The organism is Nocardia sp. 149-1B, assembly GCF_057747975.1.
The window spans coordinates 2690884-2708175 of sequence record NZ_CM173233.1; the positions used below are offsets into that span (position 1 = coordinate 2690884).

Sequence of the window (17292 nt, forward strand, 5' to 3'; positions counted from 1 at the left end):
GCTCAACCCCGCGGCACGGTCTCCGGGACCCGCTCAGGACCGGCGGCACGAGGGCGGGGACCGTCCTCCGGGTGCAGGCGCACCGCGACGACCGCCACGTCGTCCTCGGGTCGGTCCGGGAGCATCCGCTGCAGCAGCTCGTCGCAGAGCTCCTCCAGCTCGAGCCCGCGTCCGTCGAGCTCGGCGAAAACGCTGGTGAGGAGGTCGATGCCGTCGTCGATCGGCTGACCGCGGCGCTCGACCAGGCCGTCGGTGTAGAGGAGCACGGTGCTGCCGCGCGGCAGCGTCACCTCGGACTCGTCGCGCGCCACGTCGGGCGCGAACCCGAGGAGGAGGTTGGGCTGCGGCCCCCAGAGCACGCGTACGCCGGGAGGGGCGGCCGGATCGCCGACCGGCTCGGCCACGAGCGGCGGCGGGTGGCCGGCGCTCGACCAGCGCAGGCGGGTCAGCCCCTGCTCGCGCTCCTGCGGGGTCGCCTCGAACCGGGCGATCGCCGCCGTCGCGGTCGTGTCGACGAGCAGGGTCGCCATTGCCTCGTCGACCCGTCGCAGCACCTCGGACGGACCGTCCCCGGTGGTGACCGCGATCCCGCGGAGCAGGCTGCGGAGCTGGCCCATCGCCGCGGCGGCGGCCGTGTCGTGGCCCACGACGTCGCCGATCACCACGACCGTCGAGCCGTGCGGCTGCAGGAACGCGTCGTACCAGTCGCCCCCGACCTGGGCGGCCTCCGCCGCGGAGGTGTAGCGGACCGCGACCTGGAGGTGGTCGGGCTGCGGAGGGGCCGTCATCATGCTCAGCTGGAGGGTCTCCGCGAGGTCGCGCTGCTCGCTGTAGAGCCGGGCGTTGTCGAGCGCGAGACCGGCGCGGCCGGCCGCCTCCTCGAGCGTCGCGAGGTCCTCGGCGGAGAACGCCTCCCGCTCCTGGCCGCGGAAGATGGTGACCAGCCCCACCGTCCGCCCGCGCGCCCGCAGCGGTACGACGGCCGCGGCCTCCGGTGCGAGCCGGGTGAAGATGTCGCGCGCGGCCCCCGGCTCGAGGACGTCGGCGACCCGCTCGCTGGCCCGCTCGGCGATCACCACGAGGCCGCCGCTCTCCAGGGCGCGCGCGACGTACGACGCGTCGCGCAGCGCGGCCACCCGGATCCGCGCGTAGTCCTCGACCGATGGCCTCAGCGCCGGGTCGGCGTGCCACCAGCCGACATCGCGCAGCCTCCGGCGCCAGTCGGGGCCGAGCCCGCCCTCGAGGCCCTCGGCGCGGGTCACGATGCACCAGTCCCCCAGGCCGGGCACCAGCAGCTGCGCGAGCCGCGAGACCGCCTCGTCGACGTCGAGGGTGCCGGTCAGGGCCTGCGTGACCTCCGCCAGCAGGGCGGCGCGGCGGTCGGTGCGCTCGATCGCCAGCTGCGCCATCCGGCGCTCGGTGATCTCGACGAAGTAGACCGAGAGGCCGTCAGGGGTCGGCCACGCCCGGACCTCGTACCAGCCGTCCAGCGGCGGTGGGTAGTAGGCCTCGAACTCGGTCGGCCGCTGGGTGTCGACGGCCTGCCGGTAGTGCTGCTCGAACTCGGTCCCGACCGCGCCCGGGAACAGCTCCCAGATGACCGCACCCACGACGTCGACACCGATCCCACCCAGCAGCCGGCGTGCCTCGCTGTTGGCGTAGGTGAACCGCCAGTCCGTGTCGAGGTGGAAGAACGCCGTCGGCATCGCCTCGAGCACCCGCGACACCCGCGCGTCCTCGTCGCGGACCGCCGTGGTGTCGGACGCCGCCCCGAGCAGCCTCGCCGCCGTACCGTCGGGACCGGCGAGCGCGCGGCCCCGCGCACCGATCCAGCGGACGTCACCGTTCGGCAGGATCACGCGGTACTCGGCGGAGTAGGGCCCGCACGACTCGATCGCTCCGCGGAGCGCCTGGGTCACCCGTTCGCGGTCGTGGGGATGGACGGCGGCGTTGAACGACTCGATGGTGCCGCCGAACGTCGTGTGGTCGAGCCCGAACAGCTCGAGGAGCCGCTCGTCCCAGCGCAGGTCGCCGGTGACCAGGTCCCAGTCGAACGCCCCGACCCCGGCCGCGTCGACCGCGAGCTCCCACGCGAGCCGCTCGTTCTCACGGTCCGCGGTCACCGAGGCCAGCTGCAGCTCGGTGAGGATCGGGTCGGTCAACGCCTCGAGGATCGCGACCTCCTCCTCGGTCCAGTGCCGCACCCCGGCGTCGTAGACCCCGAGTGCGCCGATGACCTCCCGCCGGAGCACCAGCTGTACGCCGAGGAACGACCCGATCTCGACGTCGTCGGCCGCGACGACACGCTCGTCTCGGCGTACGTCGTCGACGCGCAGCGGCTGCCCCGCCTCGACGGTGAGCTCGCACAGCTGCACCTCGAGGTCACGTCCGGGCTCCGCGGTCGTCGCCGAGGCGGGGCCAGCCACCGAGTCCCGTGCGACCAGGAGCACCCGTGCGGAGCGCGCCCGCAGGATGGTGGTGGCGAGTCGTGCGAGGTGATCGAGCGAGGACGAGCGCACGTTCTCGGCGGACCGGTCGGGGCTACCGCCCGCGGTCTGCGACGTCGAACTCACCGGGCGCTCCTGCGGACATGCGGATGGTGGGCCATCGTTGCACCTCGCACACGTCACGCGTGTGGGACTCGGCAAACCCGCGTGACGCCAACCCTCTCGGCGTGCACGATGCTCCCTGTGGTGGACGCGCCGTACAACGCCCTATCGGGCCGCAGCGTCGAGCGGCTCCAGACCCTGGCGGACGGCGTCTTCGCGATCGCGATGACGCTGCTGGTCCTCGACCTCCGACTGCCGGAGGTCGAGGGGGTGGACAACCACGAGCTGTGGTCGCAGCTGACCGGTCTCGGCCCGCAGCTCGCGGCGTAACTGCTCAGCTTCACGATGCTCGGCACGTTCTGGCTGGCCGAGCACACCGTCCTCGACCGCTGCACGGCATCGGACCGGACCCTGGCCTGGACGTGCGTGCTGTTCTTGTTCTTCGTCTCGACGCTGCCGTTCTCGGCCTCGACGCTGACCGAGCACGTCGACCTCAGCGTGGCGGTCGGTCTGTACTGGCTCAACCTCGCCGGGCTCGGCGCTGCCATCGGCGCGCAGCTGTGGCACATCCACCGCGCCGGGATCGGCGACGACCCCGACGCGCTCGTGCTCGTCCGCCGCCGTCTCGTGCTCGCCCAGGCGCTGTACGCCGCCGCGGCCCTGGTGGCGCTGGTCAGCCCGCAGGCGAGCATCGCGGCGCTCGCCGCGGTCCAGCTGGTCTTCGTCGTGTCCCCGCGACTCCCGTTCCGGGTCTGACCAGGGCACCGACGTCGGTCAGCGCTGATCGCGAGCGGCGGTGCCGCCGCCTCAGCTGATGACGAAGTCGAAGTAGGTGTCGGGGTACGGCTCGTCCCTGAGCGTGTAGTGCCACCACTCCCGGTCGTACCGGTCGAACCCGCTGTCCTCCATGATCGAGCAGAGGTGGCCGCGGTTCTCGGCCTGCAGCACCGAGATGTCGCGCGCTCCGTGGTGGGAGATCGGATCCATGAGGTCGTGGCCACCCCCCATCGAGGCGAGCTCACCGGTGTCCAGATGGAAGATCGTCAGGTCCACGGTGCTGCCCCGGCTGTGGCCGGACTTCGCGGCGACGTAGCCCTCGGCGAACATCTCCGGACGATCGAGGTTCGGGTAGTGCCGGCGCTTCGTCGCGCCGTCGTCCGCCTCCGTGGACCAGCGCAGGAAGTGGTCGACGGCACGCTGGGGACGGTACGCGTCCCACAGCAGCAGGCCGAACCCCAGCGACGACGCCCGGTCCCGGGCCCGCTCGAGGGCCGCACACAGGGCTCTGGTGCCGACGACGCGGTTCGCGACGTACCCGTCGATCGGCCTGCCGACGAAGTTGTCCCACGTGGCGTACTTGGCGTCCCACCGGATGCCGGGCGCCCAGTCGTCGACGTACACGAAGTCGGCGATCATCGCCGCTTCCCGTGCAACGTCATCGACACCAGGCGGTCGATCACCTCGCCGAGTGGCAGACCTGCCGCGGCCATCATGCGCGGGTAGCGGCTGTAAGAGGTCAGACCGGGCAGGGTGTTGACCTCGTTGAGGACCACCCGACCGTCGGGGGTGAGGAACAAGTCAACGCGGGCGAGTCCCTTGCAGCCCAGCGCGGTGTAGATCGCCTTGGCAGTCTGCTGGACCAGCGCACGGGACTCCGCGGGGATGTCGGCGGGGACGATGAAGGAGGCGTTCTCGGAGCCCTGCTCGGGCGTCTCCTCCTGGTGGATCCTGAAGAACCCGTGGGAGAGCGCGACGCGGTCGACCTCACCGACGACCAGTCCGAACCGCTCGCCGAGGATGGCGCAGCCGACCTCGCTCCCGATGACGGCCTCCTCGATCAGGACGCGCGAGTCGAACTGGCGCGCGACCTCGAGTGCCTCGGGCAGCTCGGCGGCGTCCCTGACCTGGCTGACACCGAACGACGACCCGGACCGCGCCGGCTTGACGAAGACCGGGTAGGGCAGCTGGTCGGCGGCGACATCCTCGGCGCCCTGCACCACCCAGTGTCGAGGGGTCGCGATGCCGGCGCTCTGCGCGATCGTGTACGCGAGCGACTTGTCCATGCACACCACGGAGCCCTGGACGTCGCATCCGACGTAGGGAATGCCGGAGAGCTCCAGGAGCCCCTGGACGGCACCGTCCTCGCCCAGCTTGCCGTGCAGCACCGGGAGGACGAGGTCGAGCCTGACGGGGGTGCAGGCTTCCCCGTCGAGCACCAGGAGCCCGTGCACCGCACGGTCGGGCGACACGACCGCCGTCGGTCGGGCACCGTGGTCCCAGCCCGCCTGCGGCCCGTCGCACAGGAGCCACGAGCCGCTCGTGGTGATACCGATCCAGTAGGGCTCGTAGCGGTCGGTGTCGAGGTGCTGGGCGACCTCACGTGCCGACTTCACCGAGACGACGTGCTCCTCGGAGACGCCGCCGAAGATGATGCCGATCCTCAACCTAGTCATGGCGAGCCTCGCTCTCGAACCGCACGCAGCCGATCAGGCAGTTCTCGACGGTGTCGGCCAGGGCGTGGTCGGTGTAGTACGCGATGTGCGGGCTGATCAGCACGTTCGGGAGCTGCTGGAGACGAACGAGCGCGGGGTTCGCGAGGGGTTGGTGACCCCAGTTGGCGTAGAAGATGCCGTCCTCGCCCTCGAGGACGTCCAGGGCCGCGCCCCCCAGCCGGCCTCCCTCCAGAGCCGACACGAGTGCCTCGGTGTCGACCAGCGCGCCGCGGCCGGTGTTGACGAGGTAGGCGCCGTGCTTCATCCGCGCGATGCGCCGCCGGTCGAGCAGGTGGTGGGTGTTCCTGTCCAGGGGTGTGTGGAGGGTGACGATGTCGCTGAGCCGGAGGAGCTCGTCGAGTGGGACGAGCTCGATGGGTCCGCCCCGGGGACGGGCGTCGTGTGCCAGCACCCGGCACCCGAACCCTTGGAGCCGGTCGACGACCGCAGAGCCGATGCGACCTACTCCGACCACCCCGACGGTCAGGTCGCGGAGCTCGCGCCCACGCACCTCGCCGGACCGGTAGTCGTGGTGGTCGGTACGGCGGAGCACGGACTTGGCGTGCCGCACCGACATCAGGATCAGCATCAGCGTGAAGTCGGCGACGCTGTCGGGTGAGTACGCCACGGTCCCGACCCGGATGCCGATGCTCGCGGCGTACGGCACGTCGATGTGGTTGCAGCCGATGCTGCGGGTCGCGATGTACTCCACGCCGGCGTCGCGGAGTCCGCGAAGGACGGGACGGGCGACCCGGGTCTTGTGCCCCACGCTGATGCACCGGTTGCCGCGGACGAGGTCGAGATTCGCCTCGGACGGAGGCTCCGCGGTGATCACGGGCACGACGCCGAGGCGTGGCGCGGCCTCGGAGAACATCGCGGCCTCGCCGCGGTCACAGCCGAAGACCGTGACTCCCACGGCGACGCGTGCCGGCGAGGGTGCCGTGGGCAGCGCACAGGTGGCGCTCCCTGCTGGTCGTCGTTCGTTGTCGATCATGCGACCAGTCAATTCAGGGCGGTGTTGCCAGCGCGTATCCCGTTGGGGATATGCGGACGATATGTCTCCGCGTCCCATCACGCTCGGCCGGCCTCGAGACGATCCGTGAGCTCCCGCAGGAAGCGGGACGATCTCCCAGCTTGGTCGACGTAGGCCGAGCGACGGTAGAAGGTGTGGGCTTCGCGGCGGTGGTCTGCGCTGGTGACCTCCATCCGGAGGCAGCCACGCTCCACGGCGAAGGCCTCTGCCGCGAGGAGCAGCCGGGATCCGACGCCGCGGCCGCGCGCTCCTTCCGCGATGACGAGCGTGGTGATCCGAGCCCATTGGCCGTCGTGCTCGAAGTAGGGGCAGAGGTGAACGGCGACGACTCCCTGGAGTCCGCGCTCGTCTTCTGCGACGAGGACCGCGCTGGACGGATCCCCGGCCCAGGACCGGATCCGGTCCGCGGTCCCTCTCGATCCGTCCTGGGGGTACCCGAGCTGGACCAGCAACGCCCGGACAGCCGGAGCATCTGCGCGCCCCACGGGCCTGATCCTCATGACACTCCTCCCGGGGTCATGAGCGACGCCTCGCGGACTCCCGCGCCCGCAGGTACAGGTCGAACGCGCGGTACAACGCCGGGCGCAGCGGGAGGTCCCACTCACCGACGTACCTGACGGCGTGGCCGCCGGTGCCGGTCTTGAACTGGACCAGCCCGACGTGTGGGTCGCTCGCGTCGAGCGTGGGCGTGATGCCGCGCAGGCTGTAGACGTCACAGCCACTGGCCAGGGCGTCGCGGATCATCGCCCACTGGCAGGCGTTGGAGCCGCGCACGTCGCGCTTCTCGGTGGAGGAGGCGCCGTAGGCGTACCACGCCTGGGCGCCGACCCGGATCATGATGGTGGCGGCGACCGGAACACCCCGGTGCCGAGCCAGGTAGAGGCGGATGCGTTCGGGGTCCTCGGCACTCAACGCCGCGAGCATGGTCTCGAAGTAGTGCAACGGCCGCGGCGTGAACCGGTCGCGCCCGGCCGTGTGGACGTAGAGCTCGTGGAAGACCGCCAGCTCATCGGCCGCGACCGAGGTCGTGACCTCGACGCCCTCGCTCGCGGCCCGCTTGATGTTGCGGCGCCAGAGCTGGTTCATACCGGCGAGCAGTTCCGACTCTCCCCTGGGCCGTCCGTCGGGCTGGCGCAGCGCGAGCTCGTAGGTGAACTGCGGATGCCCGGGCCCGAAGCCGTCGATCGGACTCTGGCGTAGCCAGCCGGCGTCCCGGAGCTGCCGGGTCACCCGCGCGCCGGTGCCGTCCCTCGCCCCCCCGGGGATCTCGGTGAGCCGCCGGACCGCCGGGTCGGCGATGCCGCGCTTGACCTCGGCAGCACTCCACGTGGCGGTGCGCACGGGCGGACCCATCCGGATCGCGAAGGCGCGACGCGCCTTCAGGTGCCCGGCGAGGGGGCCGAGCCACCGGTCGATGCCGCTGGACCAGTCGATCACCGGGCCCTCGGCCAGGTAGGCCAGGGTGAAGCGCTCGAGCCTCGGCACGGGCCGGTGGAGGACGAGTCCGGCGCCCACCAGGTCCGGGCCGTCGTACCAGCCGAGGCACTCACTGCGCCAGTGGGTCTTGACCCGGCCCCAAGCGGGCGTCTGGAGGAAGCTGACCGAGCGCTGGGTCCTCACGAACGCCAGGTGGTCGGCAACGCTGATGGGCTCGACCCTCAGGCTCACTGCCGCGTCCTCGGGTCCTGCGTGGGGTCGTCGAACGGCTGCGGGCATCCGTGAGCCTCAGCGTCGGGGCGCAGCTCGAAGTGCCAGGGTTCGTTGCGGTAGATCTGGCACAGCCCGTACGCCGCGCCATGCTCGGAGAGCCACGCCGCGGCACCGGAGCCCCCGACGTCGACGGCCCGGCCGGTGACATGAGGCGACGTCTCGGGCGAAGCCACCCAGCGTGCGGCCTCCTCGGCAGAGCCGTACTGCGAGATCGCCTCCCGGAGGAGCTGCTCCTGGTAGGTCGCTGAGCGCCAGCCGCTGTTGACCACGATGTCGGTCCCGGCCCGGTGAGCATCGAGCGCCGCGCGCCGCAGGGCGCGGAGAAGGCCCGGGTCGAGCCTGTCGACGGCGGGGGTCTGGTCGAAGGGCGTCGTGCCGTCGGGCGTGACGCCGTCCGCCTCCCCGAGGCCGCCGTGCTCGTCGCCGCGGACCAAGGTGGCGAACGAGGCAGCTGACGAGGACAGCGACGGGCAGCCGAGGGCGCCGAGGACGACGACGACCGCGCTCGCCGCGCCGGCGACTGCGAGACGGAGACGCCGAGGCTCGGGCGCGCTCGCCGTTCTGAGGGGGAACATGCCGCCAGTCAAGGAAGGACGGCGTTGCCACGGCGTATGCGGCTTTCCATACGTCCGCGAAATGCACCCGCTCGTAGCATCGAAGGATGCGTGTGCTGGTCGTCGAGGACGAGCCCTACATGGCCGAGGCCATCCGCGACGGACTGCGACTGGAAGCCATCGCCGCCGACCTCGCCGGCGACGGCGACACCGCGCTGGAGCTGCTGAGCGTCAACGCCTACGACATCGCGGTCCTCGATCGCGACATCCCCGGCCCGTCGGGGGACGAGATCGCCGGGCGCATCGTGGCCTCGGGGAGTGGTATGCCGATCCTCATGCTCACCGCCGCCGACCGGCTCGACGACAAGGCCACCGGGTTCCGGATCGGCGCGGATGACTACCTCACCAAGCCCTTCGAGCTGCAGGAGCTCGTGCTCCGGCTCCGGGCCCTGGACCGGCGGCGGGCCAACAACAGGCCGCCGGTGCGAGAGATCGCCGGCCTGCGTCTGGACCCCTTCAGGCGCGAGGTCTATCGCGACGGCCGGTACGTAGCCCTCACCCGCAAGCAGTTCGCCGTGCTCGAGGTCCTCGTTGCCGCCGAGGGCGGCGTCGTGAGCGCCGAGGAGCTGCTCGAGCGGGCGTGGGACGAGAACGCCGACCCGTTCACGAATGCCGTGCGCATCACCGTGTCGGCTCTGCGCAAGCGTCTCGGCACGCCCTGGGTCATCGCGACCGTTGCCGGAGTCGGCTACCGGATCGACACCGCACCGCCCATCGAACGTGACGGCGGAGCCCGTGCCTAGAGCGCCTGGGCCGAGTGTCCGGCTCAAGCTCACCCTGAGCTATGCCGGGTTCCTCCTGCTGGCCGTCTTCCTCATGCTGGCGGCGGCGTGGGCGGTCGGGAGGCCGAGCCGGACCTCCGACGTCATGGTGGAGCACGTCCCCGACTGGGTGATCCGTGCGATCGGTGGCCTCGTCCCCGGCAACAGCTCGTTCTTCCTGCGCGCCTACGCCCCGGCGGCGGCCGTTGTCCTGGTGGTCCTCCTGGTCTTCGGCCTCGCCGGGGGCTGGGTCCTGGCCGGTCGGATGCTCGCCCCGCTGACCCGCATCACGGACGCGACTCGCGCGGCCACGAGGGGCTCGCTCTCCCACCGGATCCGGCTGCCGGGCCGCCGGGACGAGTTCCGCGAGCTCGCCGACGCATTCGACGCCATGCTCGCCCGGGTCGAGGCCCAGGTGGTCGAGCAGCAGCGCTTCGCTGCCAACGCCTCCCACGAGCTCCGGACACCGCTCGCCATCACGCAGACCCTTCTCGACGTCGCCCGCAAGGATGCTCAGCGGGACATGGACGCGCTCCTCGAGCGTCTCCACGCGGTCAACCTGCGGGCCATCGACCTCACCGAGGCGCTGCTCCTGCTCACCCGCGCCGACAGGGGCTCCTTCACGCGAGAGCCCGTCGACCTGTCGCTGGCCGCGGAGGAGGCCACCGAGACCCTGGTCCCGATCGCCGGCAAGCACCACGTGACGATCGAGACCGCTGCTGCCGCCGCCGCGACCGTCGGCTCTCCTCCCCTGCTGCTGCAGCTGGCGACCAACCTCGTCCACAACGCCGTCGTCCACAACCGGCCGGGCGGAGGTGCCGTCTGGGTCACCACCGGGACCGACCGGCTCAGCGCCGTGCTCACCGTGGAGAACACGGGCTCGCCGCTGAGCGCCGAGCTCGTCGCCACCCTGGCCGAGCCGTTCCAGCGCGGCAGCGAGCGCGTGCACGACGAGCACGCGGGCGCCGGGCTAGGCCTCGCGATCGTCGACAGCATCGCGCGGGCGCACGGCGGGAGCCTCACGCTCGCCCCGCGACCGGGCGGCGGACTCCACGTCGAGGTCCGGCTCCCGCTCGCCGAGGCGCCGGGGCGCCGCTGAGTGGTTCGTCCGACGGGAGTGCCGCGCATGTCCGCGTCGGCCGGGCCCAGCCTCCTGCCGTAGGCTGCGGCCACGCCCTTGGCGCAGGAACCCGGTGAGACTCCGGGGCGGTTCCGCCACTGTGACGCAGCCCGAGAGGGCCGCCAGCCAGACACTGACCTGGGTTCGATCCGACCGCTAGACGGGGCGAGAACCCCGGAGGAGGAAGCCGGCCATGGCCGCGACCCCACGCATCTGCCTGTTGTCCACGTCCGACACCGACCTGCTCTCGGCGCGGGCCAGCGGCGCAGACTGGCTCGGGGCCAACCCCAGCCGCTCGCTCCCGGCTCTCGACGACGTCGACCTCGTCGTCGTCCGGATGCTGGGGTCGCCGCACGACCTCGAGCCGTGGCGCGAGCACGTCTTCGGGCCCGGGCGGCCGGTCGTGGTGCTGGGGGGCGAGGCGCAGCCGAGCGCGGAGCTGATGGAGCTCTCCACAGTGCCGATCGGCGTGGCGGCCGAGGCGCACCACTACCTCGCCGAGGGAGGTCCGGCCAACCTCGCCCAGCTGCACGCGTTCCTCTCCGACACCGTGCTGCTCACCGGCACCGGGTTCGAGCCGCCCGAGGTCATCCCCGCGTGGGGGTACGCCGAGCGCGGTGGTTTCGAGGCTCGCTCCGCTCGCACCTCAACCACCGAGCACGCTCGCTCCGCTCGCACCTCAACCACCGATGCGTCCCCTGAGCCGGATGGTGGTTTCGAGGCTCGCTCCGCTCGCACCTCAACCACCGCGCATGCGCGCTCCGCTCGCACCTCAACCACCGACGTCCGGGTCGGGATCCTGTACTACCGGGCCCACGAGGCCAGTGGGAACACGGCGTTCGTGCATGCGCTGGCCGACGCGGTGGACGCGACGGGCCAGGCGGTCGGCGTGCCGATCTTCGCGGGGTCGTTGCGCAGCGCACCCGACGACCTCTTCGACGCGCTCGGCACTCTCGACGCGCTGGTGGTCACCGTGCTCGCCGCCGGCGGCAGCGTGCCCGCCTCGGTGAGTGCCGGCGGGGACGACGAGACCTGGGACGTCCAGCGGATCTCCGCGCTCGACATCCCAGTCCTGCAAGGGCTCTGCCTCACCAGCAGCCGCGCGGAGTGGGAGGCGAACGCCGACGGCGTGACCCCGCTCGACTCGGCCAACCAGATCGCGATCCCGGAGTTCGACGGGCGGATCATCACGGTGCCGTTCTCGTTCAAGGAGATCGACCAGGACGGGCTCCCCCGCTACGTCGCGGATGCCGAGCGCTGCCGGCGGGTGGCCCAGATCGCGGTCAACCACGCCCGACTCCGCCACGTGCCGAACGCCGAGAAGAAGGTCGCGCTGGTGCTCTCGGCGTACCCAACCAAGCACGCGCGGATCGGCAACGCCGTCGGCCTCGACACCCCGGTGTCGACGATCCGCCTGCTGCGGCGGATGCGCGACGCGGGCTACGACCTCGGAGCGCCCGGCGCCGTGCCGGGGCTCGACCTCGAGGACGACACCGAGGCCGGTGACGCCCTGATCCACGCGATGATCGCGGCCGGCGGCCAGGACGAGGAGTGGCTGACGTCGGGCCAGCTCACCGACGCCCACGTCCGCATCAGCGCCGAGCAGTACGCCGCGTGGACCGCCGATCTGCCGGCCGCGCTGCGCCAGGAGATGGCGCAGGCGTGGGGCGAGGCGCCCGGCAGGCTGTTCGTCAACGACGCCGGCGAGATCGTGCTGGCGACGCTGGTCGCCGGCAACGTCGTGCTGATGATCCAGCCGCCGCGCGGCTTCGGGGAGAACCCGGTCGCGATCTACCACGACCCCGACCTCGCGCCGACCCACCACTACCTCGCGGCGTACCGCTGGCTCGAGGCCCCCGAGGCCGAGGGCGGCTTCGGCGCGCACGCGGTTGTGCACGTCGGCAAGCACGGCTCGCTGGAGTGGCTGCCCGGCAAGAACGCCGCCCTCTCCCCAGGCTGCGGCACCGACGCCGCGCTCGGGAGCCTGCCGCTCTTCTACCCGTTCCTGGTCAACGACCCCGGCGAGGGCGCGCAGGCCAAGCGCCGCGCGCACGCCACGATCATCGACCACCTGATCCCGCCGATGGCGCGCGCGGAGACGTACGGCGACATCGCGCGGCTGGAGCAGCTGCTCGACGAGTACGGCAACATCGCGGCGATGGACCCCGGCAAGCTGCCCGCCATCCGCGGCGAGATCTGGGCGCTGATGCGGGCGGCCGAGCTGCACCGCGACCTGGGGCTGGACGAGCGCCCCGAGGACGACGACTTCGACGACTTCATCCTGCACGTCGACGGCTGGCTCTGCGAGATCAAGGACGTGCAGATCCGCGACGGCCTGCACGTGCTCGGCCACGCCCCGACCGGCGAGGCCCGGGTCAACCTGGTGCTGGCGATCCTGCGCGCCTCCCAGGTGTGGGGCGGGGTCGGCGACGCGGTGACCGGACTGCGGGCCGCGCTCGGCCTGACCGACGGCGCCGCCACGGCGACCGTCGACGCCTACGAGGAGCAGGCCCGCGAGCTGGTCGTCGCCATGGAGGAGGCCGGTTGGGACCCGGCAGCCGTGGACGCGCTGCACGACGACCCGGCAGTGCAGCGAGTGCTGCGGTTCGCCGCGACCGAGGTGGTGCCCCGCCTGGCCGGCACCAGCGCCGAGCTGGACACGCTGCTGCACGCGCTCGACGGCGGGTACGTCGCCGCCGGGCCGTCCGGCTCGCCGCTGCGCGGGCTGGTCAACGTGCTGCCGACCGGGCGCAACTTCTACACCGTCGACCCGCGGGCGATCCCCTCCCGGCTCGCGTGGCAGACGGGGCAGGCGATGGCGGAGTCGCTGGTGCAGCGCTACCTCGACGAGACTGGTGAGCACCCGACGTCCGTGGGCCTCTCGGTGTGGGGCACCAGCGCCATGCGCACCTCCGGCGACGACGTGGCCGAGGTGCTCGCCCTGCTCGGCGTACGCCCCGAGTGGGACGAGATGTCGCGGCGGGTCAACCACCTGGCCGTGATCGACCTGGCCGAGCTGGGTCGCCCGCGCATCGACGTCACCGTGCGGATCTCCGGGTTCTTCCGCGACGCGTTCCCCCACGTCGTGGCGATGCTCGACGACGCGGTCCTGCTCGTGGCGGAGCTCGACGAGCCCGACGAGCTCAACTACGTGCGCGCCCACGCCCGCGCCGACCTGGCCGAGCACGGCGACGCCCGGCGCGCGACCACGCGGATCTTCGGATCCAAGCCGGGGTCGTACGGCGCGGGCATCCTCCAGGTCGTCGAGTCCGGCAGCTGGCGCGACGACCACGACCTCGCGGAGGTCTACACAGCGTGGGGCGGCTTCGCCTACGGCCGCGGGCTGGACGGCGCTCCGGCCGCGGACGACATGCGCACGGCGTACCGCCGCATCAAGGTCGCGGCCAAGAACGTCGACAGCACCGAGCACGACATCGCCGACTCCGACGACTACTTCCAGTACCACGGCGGGATGATCGCCACCGTCCGCGCGCTCACCGGCGCGGACCCCAAGGCGTACGTCGGCGACTCCACCTCGCCGGACGCCGTGCGGACCCGCACCCTGCAGGAGGAGACCAACCGGGTGTTCCGGGCCCGGGTGGTCAACCCGCGGTGGATCGGCGCGATGCAGCGCCACGGTTACAAGGGCGCCTTCGAGTTGGCCGCGACCGTGGACTACCTGTTCGGCTTCGACGCGACCGCCGGGGTGGTGCACGACTGGATGTACGAGTCGCTGGCAGCGTCGTACGTGCTCGACGAGACCAACCAGCAGTTCCTGCGCACCTCCAACCCGTGGGCGCTGCGCGGGATCGTCGAGCGCCTGCACGAGGCCGCCGAGCGCGGGCTGTGGGCCGAGCCCGATGCTGAGACGCTGGCATCACTGCAGAAGGTCTATCTGGAGGTCGAGGGCGACCTCGAAGGAGGTGAGTCGTGATGACTCACGTGCACATCATCGGCGTCGGGATGGGCCCGCAGCACGTGACGCCCGAGGCGGCCGAAGTCCTGCGCGGCTGCGACTACGTGATCGCCGCCGCGAAGAACACTGACGACGGCCTCCTGGCTGCCCGTCGGGCGATCGCGGACGCCCACGGGGTCGAGGTCGTCGCGGTGCCGGACCCGCCGCGCGACCGCGACGAGGCCGACTACGAGCGCGCGGTCGCCGACTGGCACGAGGCGCGCGTCGCGGCGTACGAGACCGTGCTGCGCGAGCGCGGCGGCACCGCCGCGTTCCTGGTGTGGGGCGACCCGTCGCTCTACGACTCCACGATCCGCATCGTCGAGCAGCTCGCCGAGCGGCTGCCGATCGAGTACGACGTGCTGCCGGGCATCAGCGCTCCGCAGCTGCTGGCCGCGCGACACCGGCTCGTGCTGCACCCCGTCGCTCAGCCCGTGCACGTGACCACCGGACGTCGGCTGCGGGAGGACGTCGCGGCCGGGCAGACGAACCTCTGCGTCATGCTCAACGCGCACCTCGACCTCACCGGCCTGGAGGGCTGGTCGATGTGGTGGGGAGCCAACCTCGGCACCGCCGCCGAGGAGCTCGTGGCCGGACGCGTCGGCGACGTCCTCAGCGAGATCGAGGCCGCCCGCGACCGCGCGAAGGACGCGGCCGGCTGGGTGATGGACGTCTTCCTGCTGCGGGCGCCGGCATGAGTGGCCTGCTGGTCGCGGGCACGACGTCCGACGCCGGCAAGAGCGTCGTCACCACGGGGCTGTGCCGGGCGTTCGCACGACGCGGCGTCGCGGTGGCGCCGTACAAGGCGCAGAACATGTCGAACAACTCGATGGTCTGCCTCGACCGCGACGGCGCCACCGCCGAGATCGGCCGCGCGCAGTGGGTGCAGGCGCTGGCCGCGCGGGTCACGCCGGAGCCCGCGATGAACCCGGTGCTGCTCAAGCCCGGGTCCGACCGACGCAGCCACGTGGTCGTGATGGGGCGGCCCGCGGGCGAGGTGTCGGCCACCGACTGGGAGACCGGCCGCGCCCACCTCGCGCGGGTGGCGCACGCGGCGTACGACGACCTCGCCGGCCGGTTCGAGGTCGTCGTCGCCGAGGGAGCTGGCAGCCCGGCGGAGATCAACCTGCGGCCCAGCGACTACGTCAACATGGGGCTCGCCCGGCACGCCGGCCTGCCGGTGGTCGTGGTCGGCGACATCGACCGCGGCGGGCTGTTCGCGTCGATGGTCGGCACGCTGGCGCTGCTCGAGCCGGCCGACCAGGCGCTGGTGGCGGGCTTCGTCGTCAACAAGTTCCGCGGCGACCTCGGGCTGCTCGAGCCCGGGCTGCGACAGCTGGAGTCGATCACCGGGCGGCCCGTGCACGGCGTTCTCCCGTGGCACCCCGACCTCTGGCTCGACTCCGAGGACGCGCTCGACCTGGAGGGCCGGCGCAACCAGGAGACCGCGCGGATGCGGGTCGCGGTGGTGCGACTCCCCCGGATCAGCAACTTCACCGACGTCGACGCGCTCGGCCTGGAGCCGGACCTCGACGTCGTGTTCGCGGCGCGTCCACGCGACCTCGCCGACGCCGACCTCGTCGTGCTGCCCGGCACCCGCGCGACGATCAGCGACCTCGCGTGGCTGCGGTCGCGGGGGCTGGACCAGGCGATCCTCGCGCACGCCCGTGCGGGCCGGCCGGTGCTCGGCATCTGTGGCGGCTGCCAGATGCTGGGCCGCACGATCGCCGACCCCGATGGCGTGGAGGGGGCACCGCGCACGGTCGACGGCCTCGGCCTGCTCGACCTCGCCACGACGTTCACCCCGGAGAAGGTGCTGCGCCGCCACGAGCCCGCGGGCTACGAGATCCACCACGGCCGCGTGGTGGGCGAGCGGACCGCCGGACCGGTCACCGGCACGATGGTCCACGGGGCGCTGGAGGACGACGCCCACCGTGCGGCGTACCTCGCGCAGGCCCTCGGCGTGACCAGCTCCGCGTCGTTCCCCGCGGCGCGCGAGCGGCGGCTCGAGCTGCTGGCCGACCTCGTCGAGGAGCACCTCGACGTCGATGCGCTGCTGTCGCTGGCGCGCGCCGGCGCACCGGACCTGCCGACCCTGACGATAGGGAGAGAGTCATGAAGGTGCTGCTGCTGGGCGGCACGGGCGAGGCGCGCGAGCTCGCCCGGCTGCTGGTCGACGCCGGCGTCGACGTCACGACGTCCCTCGCGGGTCGGGTGGCCCGGCCGCGGATGCCGGTCGGCGAGACCCGGATCGGCGGGTTCGGCGGCGTCGACGGGCTGCGGGCCGCGCTGGCGTCGTACGACGTCGTGGTCGACGCGACCCACCCGTTCGCGACCGGCATGACCGCGAACGCAGTGGCCGCCTGCGCGCTCGAGGGCGTCCCCTTGCTGCGTCTCGAGCGGCCGGGGTGGGACCTGGATCCCGCGTGGCACGTGGCCGACAGCAACGACGAGGCGGCGACCCTGGCGGCAGCCCTGGGCCGGCGCCCGTTCCTCACGGTCGGGCGGCAGGAGCTGGCCCGCTACGTCCCGGCGCTCGGCGACCGGCACGTCCTCGCCCGCGTGGTGGATCCGCCGGAGATGGACCTGCCCGAGACGTGGGAGGTCCTGTTCAGCCGCGGGCCCTACACCCTGGACGGCGAGCGCGAGCTGATGTGGCGCCACGAGAGCGACGTGCTCGTCACCAAGGACTCCGGCGGGGCCGCGACGTTCCCCAAGCTGCGGGCCGCCGCCGAGCTGGGCGTCCCGGTCGTCGTCGTACGCCGCCCGCCCGCGCCCGCCGGTGTCACCACCGTGCCCTCCGTCGACGATGCCGTCGCCTGGGTGCGGGCGCGCGGCTGACGCCTCGGCTCGCCACGCCGAGGCGCAGCCCGGCTGCGCACGGGATGTGGAGATCCGGGAGGATTGCCGTCGGGGCGCGTCGACGAGCGGCAAGATCATGGTCATGTCGGAGGAAGGCGCTCTCGCGGCCCGATGGTTCGGCGTCCGTGGTGAGTATGGGCGAGTCAGTCGACGCCGGATGGCGATGCTGGTTGCGCGCGACTGGCTGCTTCGCCTG

The 17292-nt window shown here is 72.5% G+C and carries 13 protein-coding genes, 1 pseudogene and 1 riboswitch; of the genes and pseudogenes, 7 read left to right on the plus strand and 7 right to left on the minus strand.

All coding sequences use genetic code 11. From position 1 onward, the window contains the following. Positions 1–2 precede the first annotated feature (2 nt). Entirely contained in the window at positions 3–2573 is a 2571-nt protein-coding gene (locus AC3ANS_RS12950; protein ID WP_488292001.1) for a SpoIIE family protein phosphatase, read from the minus strand. Between the two features lie 108 nt (positions 2574–2681). Between AC3ANS_RS12950 and AC3ANS_RS12955 the strand changes: the two are divergent. After that, positions 2682–3305, plus strand: a pseudogene (locus AC3ANS_RS12955) (TMEM175 family protein). 51 nt (positions 3306–3356) lie between these two features. Here the strand turns inward: AC3ANS_RS12955 and vanX are convergent. The 6 genes from vanX to AC3ANS_RS12985 form a co-directional block, all read right to left on the minus strand. Further along, complete coding sequence (gene vanX, locus AC3ANS_RS12960) at positions 3357–3965, minus strand: D-Ala-D-Ala dipeptidase VanX (RefSeq protein ID WP_488292002.1); 609 nt, start codon at positions 3963–3965, stop codon at positions 3357–3359. Continuing rightward, complete coding sequence (vanA, locus tag AC3ANS_RS12965) at positions 3962–5002, minus strand: D-alanine--(R)-lactate ligase (RefSeq protein ID WP_488292003.1); 1041 nt, start codon at positions 5000–5002, stop codon at positions 3962–3964. The genes vanX and vanA overlap by 4 nt, the downstream gene beginning before the upstream one ends. Continuing rightward, positions 4995–5915, minus strand: a complete 921-nt coding sequence (locus tag AC3ANS_RS12970; RefSeq protein WP_488296493.1) for an NAD(P)-dependent oxidoreductase — start codon at positions 5913–5915, stop codon at positions 4995–4997. Before AC3ANS_RS12970 ends, vanA begins: the two co-directional genes overlap by 8 nt. A 197-nt stretch (positions 5916–6112) precedes the next feature. Then, complete coding sequence (locus AC3ANS_RS12975; RefSeq protein ID WP_488292004.1) at positions 6113–6559, minus strand: GNAT family N-acetyltransferase; 447 nt, start codon at positions 6557–6559, stop codon at positions 6113–6115. 31 nt (positions 6560–6590) lie between these two features. Further along, on the minus strand, positions 6591–7742 hold the full coding sequence (locus AC3ANS_RS12980; protein WP_488292005.1) for a lipid II:glycine glycyltransferase FemX: 1152 nt from the start codon (positions 7740–7742) through the stop codon (positions 6591–6593). Continuing rightward, positions 7739–8359, minus strand: a complete 621-nt coding sequence (locus AC3ANS_RS12985; RefSeq protein WP_488292006.1) for a M15 family metallopeptidase — start codon at positions 8357–8359, stop codon at positions 7739–7741. Before AC3ANS_RS12985 ends, AC3ANS_RS12980 begins: the two co-directional genes overlap by 4 nt. Before the next feature lie 86 nt (positions 8360–8445). Between AC3ANS_RS12985 and AC3ANS_RS12990 the strand changes: the two genes are divergently transcribed. The 6 genes from AC3ANS_RS12990 to AC3ANS_RS13015 all read left to right on the plus strand — a co-directional run bounded on the left by AC3ANS_RS12990 (position 8446) and on the right by AC3ANS_RS13015 (position 17075). Next, a complete protein-coding gene (locus tag AC3ANS_RS12990; RefSeq protein WP_488292007.1) occupies positions 8446–9141 on the plus strand; it encodes a response regulator transcription factor in 696 nt (231 codons plus the stop codon). Further along, a complete protein-coding gene (locus tag AC3ANS_RS12995) occupies positions 9134–10258 on the plus strand; it encodes a sensor histidine kinase (protein WP_488292008.1) in 1125 nt (374 codons plus the stop codon). Before AC3ANS_RS12990 ends, AC3ANS_RS12995 begins: the two co-directional genes overlap by 8 nt. 84 nt (positions 10259–10342) lie before the next feature. Continuing rightward, positions 10343–10415, plus strand: a riboswitch (cobalamin riboswitch). Positions 10416–10472: 57 nt separating this feature from the next. Then, complete coding sequence (gene cobN, locus AC3ANS_RS13000) at positions 10473–14213, plus strand: cobaltochelatase subunit CobN (protein ID WP_488292009.1); 3741 nt, start codon at positions 10473–10475, stop codon at positions 14211–14213. Beyond that, positions 14213–14932: a precorrin-6A synthase (deacetylating) gene (gene cobF, locus AC3ANS_RS13005; RefSeq protein WP_488292010.1), complete on the plus strand. Its 720-nt coding sequence runs from the start codon at positions 14213–14215 to the stop codon at positions 14930–14932. Before cobN ends, cobF begins: the two co-directional genes overlap by 1 nt. Then, a complete protein-coding gene (locus AC3ANS_RS13010) occupies positions 14929–16353 on the plus strand; it encodes a cobyric acid synthase (RefSeq protein WP_488292011.1) in 1425 nt (474 codons plus the stop codon). The genes cobF and AC3ANS_RS13010 overlap by 4 nt, the downstream gene beginning before the upstream one ends. Next, entirely contained in the window at positions 16350–17075 is a 726-nt protein-coding gene (locus tag AC3ANS_RS13015) for a cobalt-precorrin-6A reductase (protein WP_488292012.1), read from the plus strand. The genes AC3ANS_RS13010 and AC3ANS_RS13015 overlap by 4 nt, the downstream gene beginning before the upstream one ends. Positions 17076–17292 lie beyond the last annotated feature (217 nt).